The 16,143-nt window shown below is 49.7% G+C and carries 17 protein-coding genes; 16 read left to right on the top strand and 1 reads right to left on the bottom strand.

The features are described 5' to 3' along the window. Nucleotides 1-93 precede the first annotated feature (93 nt). The 15 genes from AC0THY_RS02350 to AC0THY_RS02280 all read left to right on the top strand — a co-directional run bounded on the left by AC0THY_RS02350 (nucleotide 94) and on the right by AC0THY_RS02280 (nucleotide 13,733). Complete coding sequence (locus tag AC0THY_RS02350) at nucleotides 94-534, top strand: RbsD/FucU family protein (protein ID WP_489992864.1); 441 nt, start codon at nucleotides 94-96, stop codon at nucleotides 532-534. A gap of 332 nt (nucleotides 535-866) precedes the next feature. Further along, nucleotides 867-1,094 (top strand): AtpZ/AtpI family protein, encoded by a 228-nt coding sequence (locus AC0THY_RS02345; protein WP_489992863.1) that lies wholly within the window; start codon nucleotides 867-869, stop codon nucleotides 1,092-1,094. After that, the gene (locus AC0THY_RS02340; protein ID WP_489992862.1) at nucleotides 1,091-1,501 is read left to right on the top strand and encodes a hypothetical protein; all 411 of its coding nucleotides are present in this window, start codon (nucleotides 1,091-1,093) and stop codon (nucleotides 1,499-1,501) included. The genes AC0THY_RS02345 and AC0THY_RS02340 overlap by 4 nt, the downstream gene beginning before the upstream one ends. A 7-nt stretch (nucleotides 1,502-1,508) precedes the next feature. Then, nucleotides 1,509-2,237, top strand: coding sequence for a F0F1 ATP synthase subunit A (gene atpB / locus AC0THY_RS02335; RefSeq protein WP_489994135.1), 729 nt, complete (start codon nucleotides 1,509-1,511; stop codon nucleotides 2,235-2,237). A 75-nt stretch (nucleotides 2,238-2,312) separates the two neighbouring features. After that, a complete protein-coding gene (atpE, locus tag AC0THY_RS02330) occupies nucleotides 2,313-2,579 on the top strand; it encodes an ATP synthase F0 subunit C (RefSeq protein ID WP_489992861.1) in 267 nt (88 codons plus the stop codon). Between the two features lie 102 nt (nucleotides 2,580-2,681). Further along, nucleotides 2,682-3,197: a F0F1 ATP synthase subunit B gene (gene atpF, locus AC0THY_RS02325; protein ID WP_489992860.1), complete on the top strand. Its 516-nt coding sequence runs from the start codon at nucleotides 2,682-2,684 to the stop codon at nucleotides 3,195-3,197. After that, entirely contained in the window at nucleotides 3,185-3,760 is a 576-nt protein-coding gene (gene atpH / locus AC0THY_RS02320) for an ATP synthase F1 subunit delta (protein ID WP_489992859.1), read from the top strand. Before atpF ends, atpH begins: the two co-directional genes overlap by 13 nt. Next, nucleotides 3,757-5,265, top strand: a complete 1,509-nt coding sequence (gene atpA, locus AC0THY_RS02315) for a F0F1 ATP synthase subunit alpha (RefSeq protein WP_489992858.1) — start codon at nucleotides 3,757-3,759, stop codon at nucleotides 5,263-5,265. Before atpH ends, atpA begins: the two co-directional genes overlap by 4 nt. 16 nt (nucleotides 5,266-5,281) lie before the next feature. Next, nucleotides 5,282-6,139 (top strand): ATP synthase F1 subunit gamma, encoded by an 858-nt coding sequence (gene atpG / locus AC0THY_RS02310; RefSeq protein WP_489992857.1) that lies wholly within the window; start codon nucleotides 5,282-5,284, stop codon nucleotides 6,137-6,139. 44 nt (nucleotides 6,140-6,183) lie between these two features. Then, nucleotides 6,184-7,575, top strand: coding sequence for a F0F1 ATP synthase subunit beta (gene atpD / locus AC0THY_RS02305; RefSeq protein WP_489992856.1), 1,392 nt, complete (start codon nucleotides 6,184-6,186; stop codon nucleotides 7,573-7,575). 12 nt (nucleotides 7,576-7,587) lie between these two features. After that, complete coding sequence (gene atpC, locus AC0THY_RS02300; RefSeq protein WP_489992855.1) at nucleotides 7,588-8,010, top strand: ATP synthase F1 subunit epsilon; 423 nt, start codon at nucleotides 7,588-7,590, stop codon at nucleotides 8,008-8,010. A 57-nt stretch (nucleotides 8,011-8,067) separates the two neighbouring features. Next, on the top strand, nucleotides 8,068-8,805 hold the full coding sequence (locus AC0THY_RS02295; protein WP_489992854.1) for a YwmB family TATA-box binding protein: 738 nt from the start codon (nucleotides 8,068-8,070) through the stop codon (nucleotides 8,803-8,805). A 121-nt stretch (nucleotides 8,806-8,926) separates the two neighbouring features. Then, nucleotides 8,927-9,937: a hypothetical protein gene (locus AC0THY_RS02290; RefSeq protein WP_489992853.1), complete on the top strand. Its 1,011-nt coding sequence runs from the start codon at nucleotides 8,927-8,929 to the stop codon at nucleotides 9,935-9,937. A 184-nt stretch (nucleotides 9,938-10,121) separates the two neighbouring features. Beyond that, nucleotides 10,122-11,261: a class I SAM-dependent methyltransferase gene (locus tag AC0THY_RS02285; RefSeq protein ID WP_489992852.1), complete on the top strand. Its 1,140-nt coding sequence runs from the start codon at nucleotides 10,122-10,124 to the stop codon at nucleotides 11,259-11,261. Nucleotides 11,262-11,276: 15 nt separating this feature from the next. Then, nucleotides 11,277-13,733: a hypothetical protein gene (locus AC0THY_RS02280; protein WP_489992851.1), complete on the top strand. Its 2,457-nt coding sequence runs from the start codon at nucleotides 11,277-11,279 to the stop codon at nucleotides 13,731-13,733. Nucleotides 13,734-13,824: 91 nt separating this feature from the next. On the opposite strand, the gene trhA is transcribed toward AC0THY_RS02280, so the two are convergent. Beyond that, nucleotides 13,825-14,511 carry a PAQR family membrane homeostasis protein TrhA gene (gene trhA, locus AC0THY_RS02275; RefSeq protein WP_489992850.1) on the bottom strand — a complete coding sequence of 229 codons (687 nt, stop codon included), beginning with the start codon at nucleotides 14,509-14,511 and terminating at the stop codon, nucleotides 13,825-13,827. A gap of 349 nt (nucleotides 14,512-14,860) precedes the next feature. Between trhA and AC0THY_RS02270 the strand changes: the two genes are divergently transcribed. Beyond that, nucleotides 14,861-16,102, top strand: a complete 1,242-nt coding sequence (locus tag AC0THY_RS02270; protein ID WP_489992849.1) for a 5-bromo-4-chloroindolyl phosphate hydrolysis family protein — start codon at nucleotides 14,861-14,863, stop codon at nucleotides 16,100-16,102. The last annotated feature ends 41 nt before the right edge of the window (nucleotides 16,103-16,143 follow it).

The following is a 16,143-nucleotide window of genomic DNA, read 5'->3' as shown; positions in this document are numbered from 1 at the left end:
AAAAGGAAAAGTGTGTTATAATGAGAGAGTCAATGCCTATGCATTGGCTCTCAGAAAAAACAACTATAGGAAGCACAGGAGGGGGCAATAAACATGCTAAAAGGAATTCCAAAAATATTATCACCTGAACTCTTAAAAGTACTCTGCGAGATGGGACACAGCGACCGTCTGGTAATCGGGGATGGAAACTTTCCGGCAGAGTCCATGGGGAAAAATGCTATTGTTATCCACTGCGACGGACACGGAGTGCCGGAACTGCTGGACGCAATACTGCAGGTATTTCCGCTGGACACATACGTGGATAAGCCGGTGAAGCTGATGGAAGTAATGCCGGGGGATACAGTGGAGACACCCATCTGGGATACTTACAAAGAAATTGTAGCGAAGTATGACAGCAGGGGAGCGGAGGCTATCGGAACCATTGAAAGGTTTGATTTTTACGATCAGACAAGAACGGCATATGCAGTCCTCACCTCCGGTGAAAAAGCACTTTACGCCAATGTAATGCTTCAAAAAGGTGTGGTAATAGAATAAAATTTCATGTCAAAAGCGACCGGGTCATTTTTCAAAAATGACCCGGTCGCTTTTGACATTTTTGTACTATATGACATAATTTGGCTTGAAAATTGGGGTAAATATGGTAAAATATACATGCTGGTGTATATGTATCTCACTGTTAAATAAAACAAAACAAGATCACATCATTATCTGAATACTGTGTTAAAGAATAAGCAATATTGTCAAAAGTATAACAAAAAAATTCTGCAAAATTGGTATATATTACTAGACAATTTGGAGAAAATGAATTAAGATAAGGTTAAAATCTCTTCCAGGTAAGAGGTGAGTACAGAAAGGGAGACAGTTTGATGAAATTCGACAAAAGCGTAATGAGAAATCTTGCTATGATCACACAGATTGGCATCAGCATGCTGGCTCCTGTTATTTTATGTGTTTTCGCGGGATACTGGATTGACCGCAGATTTGGGTGGAGTACCGTTATTCCTCTGCTGATCTTGGGAATTTTGGCTGGTGCAAGGAATACCTATCTGCTGGTGCGCAGACTGACAGATGAGGAGGGGAGGAAGAAGAAATGATCAAAAATGCAGTAAAGGAGATGAGCACTGTATTAAAAGAGCTGATTTTCGGTATCCTGTTACTGGGAGTTGTTTTTCAACTTCTGTTTGTCTGGTTTACATCCGATAAGGGAAGCTTTGCCGTAGGCCTCTGGCTGGGAGTTGGGATTGCGGTGTTTATGGCTGTACACATGAACTACAGCATTGAACAGTCCCTTGAAATGCAGGAGGAGGATGCCCAGGGGTATATGAGAAAAATGGTTGTGCTGCGCATGGGGGTCATGATCCTGGCCATGGCTGCCATCTGTTTTCTGCATCTGGGAAGTGTGGCAGCGCTGTTCCTGGGGGTGCTGTCCCTGAAATTTGGAGCTTACTTACAGCCTGTACTGCACAGGCTCAATCAAAAATTATGTAAAAAGGGGAGGTGAAAATGTGATGACTGCTGGAGTTTTAACTGGTCAGTTGCTGGCGTCGGGTAATGATGTGGATTTTATGATTCATGGATTGTTCAAGTACACACTGTTTGGACAGGAGTTTTGGATCACCACAACCCACGTCAGCATTCTGATTGTCATGATTGCGCTTCTGATCTTTGCCATTGCGGCCAACCGGAAGATGCGCCATGCCGATGAGATTCCGGGAGGGTTTCAGAATGTGGTGGAAATGATTGTGGAGATGCTTGATAAGATGGTGTACAACAGCATGGGGGTACACGCCAAGAAGTTTGTGAACTATATTGGTTCCATCTTTGTTTTCATTTTTATCAGCAATATCTCAGGCCTGTTTGGCCTGCGGCCGCCCACTGCGGATTATGGGGTTACTTTACCCTTGGGCCTGATTACCTTTGCACTGATCCAGTATAACAACATCAGGTACAATAAGTTTGGGGCATTTACCGGATTGTTTAAGCCTCTGCCCTTTCTGTTCCCAATCAATCTGATCGGAGAGATTGCGGTGCCATTTTCACTGTCGCTGCGTCTTTTCGGAAACATTCTTTCGGGAACGGTTATGATGTCCCTGATTTATTCGCTGCTGTCGCCAATCGCCATAGGGTGGCCGGGGTTTCTGCATATCTATTTTGATATCTTTTCGGGGGCGATCCAGACGTACGTGTTCTGTATGCTGACCATGGTGTTTGTCTCGGACAAGCTGCCGGAGGCATAATGGATTCAATGTAAACCAGCCTGCTACAGGCTGTGGAAACATAAACAAATTATAAGAAACAGGAGGAGTCACAATATGAGTCAGATAACAAATGAAGGTTTAATTTTAGCTTGTTCAGCCATTGGAGCAGGTTTGGCAATGATCGCAGGTATCGGACCTGGTATCGGCCAGGGAATCGCAGCCGGATACGGCGCCAGCGCGGTAGGACGCAATCCGGGGGCAAAGTCAGACATTACCTCCACCATGCTCTTGGGACAGGCGGTAGCGGAGACAACGGGACTTTACGGATTGGCAATTGCCTTCATTCTTTTGTTTGCAAACCCACTACTCGGAAAACTTTAATTTTGACCGGGTCATTTCCGAAAACGACCTGGTCGTTTTTGAAAAATGACCCGGTCGAAAATGCAAAAATTGTGCAAAATGACGAAGAAAGGAGGCAGGACCTTGGAACGACTGTTTAATCTGGACCCGCAGCTGATCCACGACGCCATACTGCTGGCGCTGGCTGTTTTTGTTATGTTCACTTTCCTGTCCTACCTGCTGTTTAACCCAGCAAGGGAGATGCTTAAGAAGCGTCAGGATAAGATAAAGGATGATATTGACACAGCCAATAAGGATAAGGAAGACGCCGCTGCCCTTAAAGCCCGGTACGATGAAAAAATCAGGCGGATCGATAAGGAAGCGGAAGAGATCTTGAGTGTGGCCAGACAGAAAGCGCTGCAAAACGAAGCAAAAATCCTGGAGGATGCCAAGGAGGAAGCGGCCAGAATCATTGCCAGGGCCAATGCCCAGATCGAGCTGGAGAGAAAAGCAGCTGCGGATGATATGAAGAGGGAGATGGTTCAGATCGCTTCGCTCATGGCTGAAAAGGTGGTTGCAGGCGCGGTGGATACAAAATTTCAGGATTCTCTGGTGGATGAGACCTTAAAGGATATAGGTGATCAGACATGGCTAAGTTAGCATCAAAGGTGTATGGAGACGCTCTGTTTCAGCTGGCTGTGGAGGAGCACCGGGTGGATGAGGTCATGGAGGAAATCCTGGCTGTGGACGCAGTGCTGAAGGAGAACCCGGAGCTTACACGCCTGATGGAGCATCCGGATATCGTAAAAGAAGAAAAAGAAAAATTGATTGAAAACTGCTTCAAAGGAAGGGTGTCGGACGATGTCACCGGGTTTTTGGTGACTGTGGTTAGAAAAGGGAGGTATCAGGAGCTCCCGGCTATATTTACTTATCTGATCAGCCAGATGAAGGAGTATAAAAAGATAGGTATTGCCCAGGTGGACTCTGCTATGGAGCTAAGCCCCCAGTGGAAGAAGAAAATAGAAGAGACGCTTCTCGTCACCACCAGATATGAGACGATGGAAATCACCTACCGGGTGGATAAAAGCCTCCTGGGTGGTATGGTGATCCGGCTTGGAGACCGGGTGGTGGACAGCAGTCTGAAGCATAAGCTGGAGACACTCAAAGGGCAGCTTTTGAAAATAACATTAGAAGAACAGAAAGAAGGTGGGCAGGCTCTATGAACTTGAAACCAGAGGAAATAAGTTCTGTGATTAAAGAGCAGATTAAAAGATATTCCTCCCAGATGTCCGTATCAGATGTGGGTACCGTCATCCAGGTAGCTGACGGTATAGCCAGAATCCACGGGCTGGAGAATGCCATGCAGGGCGAACTGCTGGAGTTCCCAGGAGATGTGCACGGCATGGTGCTCAACCTGGAGGAGGACAATGTGGGCGCCGTTCTGCTGGGCGGAGCCACCAGCATCAGTGAGGGCGACACTGTAAAAACCACAGGAACTGTGGTGGAGGTGCCGGTAGGCGATGGCATGCTGGGGCGTGTGGTAAATGCCCTGGGCCTTCCCATAGACGGCAAGGGTCCCATAGCAGCGGACAAATACCGTCAGATTGAGAGAGTGGCACCCGGAGTTATCACCAGAAAATCCGTTGACACACCTCTACAGACAGGAATCAAGGCAATTGACTCCATGGTACCCATTGGGAGAGGGCAGCGTGAGCTGATTATCGGAGACAGACAGACAGGTAAAACTGCCATTGCAGTTGATACCATTATCAACCAGAGAGGCCAGGGGGTAAAATGCATTTACGTTGCCATTGGACAAAAAGCGTCCACAGTGGCCGGAATCGTAAAGACCCTGACAGAATACGGCGCTATGGACTATACCACGGTGGTGGCCTCCACAGCCAGTGAGCTGGCACCTCTGCAGTACATTGCCCCTTATGCGGGCTGTGCTATAGGTGAGGAGTGGATGGAAAAAGGTGAGGACGTGCTGGTGATCTACGATGATCTGACCAAGCACGCGGCCGCATACCGTACCCTGTCCCTGCTGCTGAGGCGTCCGCCAGGCCGTGAGGCTTACCCCGGAGATGTATTCTACCTCCACTCCAGGCTGCTGGAGCGGGCGGCCAAGCTCTCTGATGAGCTGGGAGGAGGCTCCCTGACGGCACTGCCCATCATTGAGACACAGGCGGGAGACGTATCCGCCTACATTCCCACAAACGTCATTTCCATCACAGACGGACAGATATACCTGGAGACCGAAATGTTCAATGCAGGCTTTCGGCCCGCAGTCAATGCAGGTTTGTCCGTATCCAGAGTGGGCGGTGCGGCCCAGATCAAAGCCATGAAAAAGATTGCCGCACCCATCCGTGTGGAGCTGGCCCAGTACCGGGAACTGGCAGCCTTTTCCCAGTTCGGTTCCGAGCTGGATCAGGATACCAAGGAGAAGCTGGCCCAGGGCGAGCGCATCAAAGAAGTGCTGAAACAGCCTCAGTACCAGCCCATGCCTGTTGAGTACCAGGTTCTCATCCTGTATGCAGCCACGAAAAAGTTTCTGCTGGATATAGAGGTTAAGGATATATTGGATTTTGAACATCAGCTATTTGAGTATATTGATACAAAATATCCCGAGATTCCTGAGGAGATCCGAAGAACACAGCAGATTTCCGGGGAAGCGGATGCTGCTCTTCAGAAGGCAATTGAAGAATGCAAAGAGCGTTTTAAAAGCTAGAGGGGAGTGAGAGCATATGGCTTCCATGAGAGACATTCAAAGACGTAAAAACAGTATCTCCAGTATTCAGCAGATCACCAAGGCCATGAAGCTGGTGTCCACAGTAAAGCTGCAGAAGACTAAGGCGCAGGCGGAGAGTTCCAAGCCGTATTTTGACTATATGTACGAGACAGTGACCTCCATTCTGGCCCGGTCAGGTTATATAGACCATAAATATCTGCGGCCGGGGGACTCCAAAAAGAAGGCAGTGATCGTCATTTCCTCCAACAGGGGGCTTGCCGGGGGATACAACTCCAATGTGACAAAGCTGGTCACAGACAGCGGGTTTCCCAAAGAGGATCTGGAAATCTATACCATAGGCCGGAAGGGAAAAGAAACCCTGGAAAAAAGGGGATATGAGATCAAAGAGGACTACAGCGATGTGATCAATGCCCCTATGTTTTCCGATGCCAGGGAGATCGGAAATCGGGTTCTGGAGGACTTCTCCGGGAACAAAGTGGGAGAGATCTACCTGGCCTACACCTCCTTTAAAAATACCGTGGTACATGAGCCAAAGCTGATCAAGCTGCTGCCCGTAGAGTTTTCCGAGGCGGAGCTGACAAAGGATGAGTCCAGGGCCATGATGAACTACGAGCCGGAGGAAGAGGAGGCGCTGGACATCATCATCCCGAAATATATGACCAGTCTGCTGTACGGCGCACTGGTGGAGGCGGTTGCCAGTGAAAATGGAGCCAGGATGCAGGCTATGGACTCCGCCACCAGCAATGCGGAGGAAATCATTGATAAACTGTCCCTGCAGTACAACCGGGCAAGACAGGGCTCTATCACACAGGAGCTGACGGAAATCATAGCCGGAGCAGAGGCAATCAGTTGAGGCAGCTGCGGCAGACAGGAATAATAAAGGAGTGAATACAAACCATGTCAGAACAATATAAAGGAAAAATCACTCAGGTCATCGGCGCCGTTCTGGATATTAAGTTTACGGGGGGAAGGCTCCCTGATATCTATGAAGCCATCCATATTGCCATGAAAGATGGGTCCAGGCTAGTGGCAGAAGTGGCCCAGCACCTGGGAGATGATACAGTGCGATGTATCGCCATGGGCTCCACAGACGGATTGGTGCGGGGTATGGAGGCAATTGCCACCGGAGGCCCCATCCGTGTACCTGTGGGTGAGGAGACATTGGGGCGCATTTTTAATGTGACAGGCGATCCCATTGACAATAAAGAGGCGCCAAAGAAGGTGAAGCACCTGCCCATCCACAGGTCCGCACCTCCCTTTGAGGAACAGTCCACCTCCACCGAGGTGCTGGAGACAGGAATCAAGGTGGTTGACCTGCTCTGTCCTTACCAGAAGGGCGGAAAAATCGGTCTGTTCGGGGGAGCCGGGGTGGGAAAAACCGTGTTGATCCAGGAGCTGATCCGAAACATTGCCACAGAGCACGGAGGCTACTCTGTGTTTACCGGAGTGGGAGAGCGGACACGTGAGGGAAATGACCTCTACCATGAGATGCAGGAATCCGGCGTAATCAACAAAACTACCATGGTATTCGGGCAGATGAACGAACCGCCCGGAGCCAGAATGCGTGTGGGTCTGACCGGACTCACCATGGCGGAATACTTCCGCGATGAGGGAGGAAAGGATGTGCTGCTGTTCATCGACAACATATTCCGGTTTACCCAGGCGGGTTCTGAGGTGTCCGCACTTTTGGGACGAATGCCCTCAGCAGTGGGCTACCAGCCCACACTGCAGACCGAGATGGGAGCGCTCCAGGAGCGCATTACCTCCACAAAGCACGGCTCCATAACCTCCGTACAGGCAGTTTACGTGCCTGCGGATGACCTGACCGACCCTGCGCCTGCAACCACCTTTGCCCATTTGGATGCCACCACAGTGCTGTCCAGATCCATTGTGGAGCTGGGAATTTATCCGGCAGTGGACCCACTGGAGTCTACCTCACGCATCCTGGACCCGCGTATTGTGGGTGAGGAACACTATGCAGTGGCCAGAGGAGTGCAGGAGATACTGCAGAAATATAAAGAACTTCAGGATATCATCGCCATTCTGGGTATGGATGAGCTCTCCGAGGATGAGAAGCTGGTGGTGAGCCGTGCCAGAAAGGTGCAGAGATTCTTGTCCCAGCCCTTCTTTGTGGCTGTGCAGTTTACCGGCGTGGACGGACGGTACGTGCCCCTGTCGGAGACAATCCGGGGATTCAAAGAGATCCTGGAGGGCAAGTATGACGACATACCGGAGAGCTATTTCCTAAACGCAGGAACCATTGATGATGTAACCGCCCGCGTGAAATAGGGGGGTGTGCAGATGGCAGATGACAAATATTTTGAACTGGAGATCATCTCCCCCAACCGGGTCTTTTTTAAGGGTAAAGCCAGCATGGTAGAGCTCAACACCACAGAGGGACAGGTGGGAATCTACAAAAGGCATATTCCCATGACCATGATCCTGGAGCCGGGCATAGTAGTGATCAAGGACGATGAAGGACAGCGCACAGCTGCGATTCACTCTGGGTTTATGGAGATCCTGCCGGATAAAGTGAGTATCCTGGCGGAGGAGGCAGAGTGGCCGGAGGAGATTGACCGGAATCGCGCAGAGGAAGCAAAGGTGCGCGCGGAGCGCAGACTTCAGATGCAGGACCCCAATATTAACCTGGCCAGAGCGGAGATAGCCCTGCACAAGGCATTAGTCAGAATCGAGCTGGCGGACCGTACTGGAGAAAAAAAATAATCGAATAGAACCCCTCCATTTGGTAATACTTTTGGTAACTGAATGGAGGGATTTTTTATGAAAAAATTTTGGATTTTGCCTCTTTTTATTCTCTGGGTACTGGCTGCAGGTCAGCTGGTTCAAGGCCGGGCCAGCGAGGAGGACCGGGTGGTGGAGGTATTCGCCAACGTGGGAGCCTTTGACCAGAGCAGTGTGGTGGAATACTATGGGGTGTATAAAAAAGACTTTCTGGAATTGGATGAACGCGAGATGTTCCTGAAAAAAATAGCCCTTCAGCTGGGCATACATGACAATATGACAGTGACCAGGACCTACGGCGATGACAGGGAGGAGACAAAGCTTGTCAAGGAGGCGTGGAAGGCCAAGTCCGTTCTGAGGCTGATCACGTCAACCAAGGAAGGGGAGGAACCGGTACAATACGTGATTATCAACCTTTCCCTTGACAGCGGGATGCAAGATGCCCTGAGCTATCGCAAGAAGCTGGATAAGCTGATGGATACCTATGGCAAAAACAGCAGAAGCTCCGCTAATATAATTGGAAGCTACCAGGGCAAGCTGTCGCTGGAGGAGAGAAATGCCATTACGGATAAGCTTCTGGAGGACATGGGAGCCAAAGTAGTGTCTGAAAACAGGGACATGCAGCTCTATACCGTTTATGCATACACACCATGGCTGGGAGAATATGTGATGCAGGAGGATGAGGCAATAAATTTAAATGTGGCAATGTACTACAGCAGTACAAAGGACTGCACCTTTGTCTATGCCGCTGTGCCAGTACTTGGCCTGGACTTTTGACAGTAGAAAAAATTATGTAACTGTGAGTATGGAACAGTTTCAAAATTACAATAAAATGTACACTTCCGCTTTTCTCACATATACTATAGTAAACGTCCTAAAAGGAGTATATGTATTAAATATGGAAGATCGTGCAAATTATACAGGCTGTCCATACTGCAGGAGAAACGCGGCTGATACGGGGCTTTGCGATAGGGGAGCGGTTCACAGCCAAGATTCGTCCGAGTCAGAGACCGGTACGCCGCCCTCATATCAAAACCGGATGCCGGGAAATGAAAGGATGCCTGGCTACCAGTCCGGAATGATGGAAAATGGGATACAGCCGGGGTACCAGCGCAGAATGCCTGGAAATGGAATGCAGCCGGACTACCAGCCTGGGATGCCCGGGAACGGAATGCAGCCGGACTACCAGCCCGGAATGCCCGGGAACGGAATGCAGCCGGACTACCAGCCCGGAATGCCCGGGAATGGAATGCAGCCGGACTACCAGCCCGGAATGCCCGGGAACGGAATGCAGCCGGACTACCAGCCCGGTGTGCCCGGAAACGGAATGCAGCCTGGCTACAACCCCTTTATGCCCGGGAATGGAATGCAGCCTGGCTACAGCCCCTTTACGCCCGGAAATGGAATGCAGCCGGACTACCGCCCTGGTATGCCGGGACAGCAGATGCCCATGGGGCCTGGGCCGGCAATGCCTCCCTTTTCCGGAACAGAACAGACGCCTCTACCCTACTACCAGGCTTACGGATATCCCGTGGCCTTTATGGAGGAGCAGGAAAACGAGAGAGATATGCAGAGGCTGAAGGAGATGTACCCTGAGGTTGCCAGAGACATTCTAAAGTTTGTGGAGGAAGAATGTGATAAGATGGAGTACGAGGGAAGCATGATGTTTGATGAACAGCCCGACCGGGTAATGCTTTCCAGGATTAGGGATGGGATCTATGATAAGGTAAAAGACAACCATGAACTCACGGAAACGGATGACAAGGACGAAGTCTTTGTCATGAACCAGGAAACCAGGAGAAGATATCCCCCAAATAAAAACTGGCTGAATGACCTGATAGAGGTATTGCTTTTTCAGGAGATGTACCGCAGAAGGTGCAGGCACAGAAATTGCCGCAGATGGTATTAAATCCAGGATACATGACACAAAAATTTAAAAAAATTGTTGTTGAGGTTTTTGGGTAAAGACATTACAATAGATACATGACAGTAAAGTCATGGCGTTTCGCCATGACTTTATCTCAGATAGAGACAAACTTCTGTACATGACAGTGCAGAGGTATTTAGGGTACTTGGCAAAAGGGGAGCAGACAATGGAAAAGGTACGCGATATATTGGCTGAGTGCGCCAGTGATAAGTTGGTACATATGGTGCTCAGTGGGGCAAGGAAAAAGGAAGGGCCGGCAAAGGTCAGGATTCGGCCCATTCAGCAGAGAGGCAGGCTGGCCTTTCAGGCCTCCAGGCAGGAGGGAAAGCAGGAGTTTCACACCAATTATGAAAAGCAGGAACTGCTGGATGTGGTCATGGACTGGATGCGCATGGACTTTAAACAGCTTCAGATATTGACTACTGGGGAGAACATAACGGTTCTCTCCGGGAAAAAGGGGAACATGACAGTAAAACGGAGAAAGCGGGAGCAGGAGGGTGAGGCTGTTCTGCTGTCGCATAACAGGAAAAAGCAGTATATCCTCAAGGAGGGGGTTCCGGTTCCCTTTTTGATTGATCTGGGTGTGATGACGCCGGAGGGCAGGGTAGTGAAAGCCCGATACGACAAATTCCGCCAGATCAACCGCTTTTTGGAGTTTATTGAGGATGTTCGGCCCGGGCTTGAGCGGGAAGGGGAAGTGACGATCCTGGATTTTGGATGCGGGAAGTCCTACCTGACCTTTGCGATGTACTATTATTTAAAGGTGCTCAAGGGACTGGACGTGCGGATCATTGGTCTGGATCTGAAGGAGGAGGTGATTCGGCACTGCAGCAGTCTGCGGGATCGCTATGGGTATGAAAAGCTGGAATTTCTCACCGGGGATATTGCTTCCTATGAGGGAGCGGAAAAGGTGGACATGGTGGTCACCCTCCATGCCTGCGATACAGCCACAGACTATGCGCTGGAAAAGGCGGTAAAGTGGGGGGCAAAGGTGATCTTATCGGTTCCCTGCTGCCAGCATGAGCTGAATGGGCAGATTCACAGCCAGATGCTGGAGCCGGTGCTGAAATACGGACTGATTAAGGAGAGAATGGCCGCTCTGGTGACAGATGCACTGAGGGCAGGCCGCCTGGAGGAAGAGGGCTATCAGGTTCAAATCCTGGAGTTTATTGACATGGAACACACGCCGAAGAACATACTTATTCGTGCGGTAAAGACGGGAGACAAAAGAAAAAGTAAACAATTGCAGGCCTGCGTGGACTTTTTGGGAGTAGATCCGCTGCTGGGCAGGCTGTTGGAGCCATAGGGGAGGCACACAGAGATGGTCAAGAAAATAATAATAAGGGTAGTGGTACTGCTTCTGGTATTTTCAGGGGCAGTGTTTGGAATTGGAAAATTCATTAACAGGGATACACCGGACACGACACAGGCCATGGGAGCGGCCACTCTGCCGCTGGTGTACATGATGAACGGGGATACGCAGATGAACTGTCTGCACGGCTATGTAAAAGAGATGGACGTGACTGCTATGAGGGATGCGCTCACACCTATCGAGGGCGATCGTTCGGTGACGATTCAGGTGGAACCGTTTCAGACAAAGATAAATGGAATCAGCTTCGAAGTGCTGACTGCTGACGGGAGTTCTTCTTTAGAGAACACTAAGGTCACAAAGATCCAGGAGGATGAGAACTACGTAACCGCAACCCTGGAGTTTCAGAATAAGACACTGATTAACACAGAGTACATGCTGAAGATAGCGGTAACGGTGGGGACCAGGGAGGTCTATTACTACACGCGGATCATCCGGGAGGACGGACTCCACGCTGAGGCGTATCTGGACTTTGTCAAAGGCTTCTATGAGGCATGTATGAATGTGAATAATGATTTCAACATCGGCGAGGTGATGGAGCCGGACAACTCGGTGGATAAAAATACGCTGGCGTATGTAAACATTCACAGTGATTCCGGCCAGCTCACCTGGGGCCAGTTAAATCCCCAGGTCTACCAAAAGCCTACTCCAAATATCCGGGAGATTAATGAGAACACCGCTACGGTGGTCATGGATTACATGGTCTCAGCCACGGATAATGACGGCAATGTGGAGCTGTATCACGTATCAGAGTATTACCGGATGCGCTACACAGAGGCGCGCGTGATGCTGCTGAATTTTGAGAGAAATACCAGCGAAGTATTCAACCCGGGCAATCCGGTGTTTACGGACAAGGGAATCAACCTGGGGATTGCCGGTAAGGAGATCACGTACAAGAATGACCTGAAAAACAACTATTTTGCCTTTGTGCGTGAGGGCGCCCTGTGGTGCTACGATGTGAGTGGAAACAAGATGGCTGAGATCTTCAGTTTCCCGCAGGAAAAAAATATGGGCATTCGGGATATGTACAGCCAGAATGATATACAGATCATCAATATAGACGAACAGGGAAATATTTATTTCCTGGTCTGCGGATACATGAACCGGGGCAGCCATGAGGGGGAATCCGGGGTGGCTGTCTACTACTACGATGCCGCTTCCTACACGGTAAATGAGTGCCTTTTTGTGGACACCAAACAGTCCTATGCCCTGCTGAAGCAGGATGTGAAGCAGCTGGCGTATGTGACGGAGGACAGGAATGGCTTTTACACTGTGATTGACGGGGAGGTGTATGGGATCAACATGGAGACACGCCAGGTTGAAAATCTGGTCTCCGACCTGACGCCAGGCTGCTATGCAGGTTCCAAAACCGGAAAGAGGTTTGCATGGACAAAGGAAAATGAGCTTTACAACTCCACCGGCATCACTGTCATGGACCTGGATACCCACGCAGCTACGGAAATCACAGCCCCTGCGGGAAAGAAGCTGCGCATTCTGGGCTTTATAGAGGAGGATCTGGTATACGGACTGGCAGACCAGGGAGATATTGACGTGTCCCACGAGGGATATGAGCTCTTCCCCATGAATGAGATACTGATTGTAAATGCACAAGGGCAAACGGTGAAGGACTATGTACCCAGCGGCAGCTATGTATCGGATGCCAGGATTGAGGATAAGCTGATCACGCTGACCCGCATACGGGAGGCAGGAGGCGGCTATGAGGAGATTGATGAGGACCACATCGTGAGCAGTGAGGCGGACGAAGAGAATGCCTACGGTCTGGCCAGCAGGGAAACGGATAGGAAGAAGACGGAGACGGTTCTAAAGGTTGGAAAGAGCCTCAGCGCCGTGGATGCTCCCCAGATTGTACACAGCAGACAGGTGATCTATGAAGGCTCCAGAGAGATTGTTCTGGAACCCAAGGAAAAGAAGAGCAATATGTATTATGTATATGCCAAAGGTTCCCTGCAGGGTATTTACTCGGCAGTAAACCAGGCGGTGCAGATGGCGGATGAGGAGCTGGGAGTGGTAGTGAATGCGAAACAGCAGATCGTGTGGGAGAGGGGAAATAAGAAGACAAAACTGGATTTGGATATAAACACCTTCCCGGGCGCCTTTATGGAATACAGCCTGGATGTGAACGCCATTCAGGCTAAGATGGATAAGACCATACTGGATTTGAGCGGCTGCACATTGGAGCAGGTACTCTACTTTGTGAGTGAGGGCACGCCGGTGCTGGCCAAGACACCGGACGGTGCGGTGATCATCGGCGGATATGACGAGTACAACACCCGGCTTTTAAAGAAGGGGGATACAGAACTCACCTACTATGGAATGGATGACAGCACGGCTTTGTTTGAGGAGGCCGGCAACATCTTCGTTACCTATTTAGATCCATTGACAGAATAGAGAAATGCCTGGGCAATCAGTACGCCCAGGCATTTTCTAACGGTCAGCGCAGTAAAAACGCAGACCTGTTGAAATAGCTACCAACCCACATTTATGCAACCGGCATTCCCGCTACAAATACATACATCAGTATAAAATGGCAGATGCTCCCTCCCATGACAAAGAGGTGGAAGATCTCGTGAGACCCAAAGGCACTGTGTCTGGAATTGAAGATGGGAAGCTTCAGGGCATAGATGACTCCGCCTACTGTGTAGATGATGCCGCCGGCTAAGAGCCAGCCAAAGGCTGCCGGGGACAGGGCATTGACAATCTGTGTAAAGGCTAGCACACAGATCCACCCCATTCCGATATAGAGCACGGAGGAAAACCATTTGGGACAGGTAATCCAGCACGCTTTCACCACAATGCCAACAATGGCGATTCCCCACACAAGGGCACACAGCAGCCTGCCTGTGGTATTATTTAACACAATAAGGCAGATGGGTGTATAGGAGCCTGCAATCAGGACAAAAATCATCATATGATCTATCTTCCTCAGAATCCGGTTAGCCTTCTCTGAGAGATTCAGTGAGTGGTAGATCGTGCTGGCTGCATACAGCAGAATCATACTGGCTATGAAGATTGCCAGAGAGAGCAGGTGGATGCGGTCAGGCTCCCGGGTAGCTTTGATGAGCAACGGGGTGGCGGCAAAGATGGCCATCAACATTCCGATAAAGTGGGTGATGGCGCTGCCGGGGTCCTTGAGTTTTTTGGGTGCGGCTTTCAATTTTTCAGTCATAATAATCTCCTCCTTTTACAAAAACCTGATAACTGTCCGGTACCTTTGTTGTTTTTCGGTCTGTACAGTAATGAGACAGGTTTATTTAAGTTTTAAAACTTTATTTTGCAATATACAAAGTTCGACATGTAGTTTTTAAAACTATGTGTTGCTATAATAATATTATACCCAATAAGATGAAAAATGCAAGGGGAGATTTCTTGTTAAAAAAAAATTAAGGTTTCATATATGTGATTTCCATAGTGCAATGCATTGTATTTTTCCACTCTATCATATATAATTTAAAATAATGGTAAAAATGCGGGAGGTCCGCACCTGCAAAGCAGGAATGGAAGTTTAGGAGGAAATCATGGCTAATCAGGATTGGTCAAATCTTGGAAATGAGATAAAAAATTTAGTGCAGACTGCTATCGATTCACAGGACTTTAAAAGGCTCAATGAAACTATTGGAAAAACGATCAATGACGCCATGGAAAATGTGAACCAGGGGCTGGCCCACGCTGGGGACAAGCTCAATGAAGCAGGGGAAAAGTTGAACCATGCGGGAAGACAGTACGAGAAGCGTTACCGCTCAGAGCGACCGCAAAATCCCTGGGACAGCAAAAGGGCAGTTCCGAAGAATGTGGTGGCAGGCCCGCGTCTGTATAAAAGTACTGTGGGAATGACAGGCGCTGGGATGGCGCTTTCCATAACCGGATATCTGGCAGCAGGAGGGCTGGGGATCGGGGCCCTGGTTGTATTCCTGGTGGGAATGGTCACAGGTATGGGGCCGGGCCAGACCATTGCGCTGGGCATATTGCTTCCGCTTTTGATCGGTAGCGCCTTTATGGCAGGGGCAGGAACCAGGATACTGGGGCGCGTAAAGCGCTTTAAAACATACATGAGGGGCCTGAAGGGCAGAGAGTATTGTTCCATTAAAGAGCTGGCCCAGAATATTGGCAAATCGGAGAGCTACGTGCTCAAAGATGTGAGGGACATGCTGAAGCGGAATATGTTTTTGCAGGGACATTTGGACAGGCAGCTCACCTGCCTGATGGTTACGGATGAAATCTATAAGCAGTACCAGATGACCCAGGCGCAGGTGGAAGCACAGCAGCGGAAACCTGAGAAGCTTGAGGAGACTCCTTCCGGGGAGGACAGCAATCAGCTTCCGGAGGAGGTACGCAGGGTCATTCAGGAGGGAAATGCCTACATTCAGGAGATACGCAGGAGCAATGAGGCCATTCCGGGTGAGGAGATATCCGCTAAGATCACCAGAATGGAACTGATTACCCAGAAGATTTTCAACCGAGTGGAGCAGTGTCCGGAGCTGGTTTCGGACCTGCACAAGTTTATGGGCTATTATCTGCCCACCACGGTAAAGCTTTTAAACGCATACCAGGAACTGGATTCCCAGCCGGTGCAGGGGCCAAATATCCTCTCCTCTAAGCAGGAGATTGAAGGGACTTTGGATACCATCAACCAGGCATTTGAGAATCTGCTGGATAGCTTTTTCCAGGATACCGCGTGGGATATCTCATCAGATATCTCGGTACTTCAGACAATGCTGGCCCAGGAGGGGCTGACAAATTCCGATTTTACAAAGAATTGATGTAGCTGCAAGGGAACGCAACAGATACGAACTGATTAAAT

The organism is Ruminococcus sp. 8Y-12, assembly GCF_058119865.1.
The sequence above is the reverse complement of the archived record's forward strand: the minus strand, read 5'-3'. Positions and strand labels throughout refer to the sequence as shown.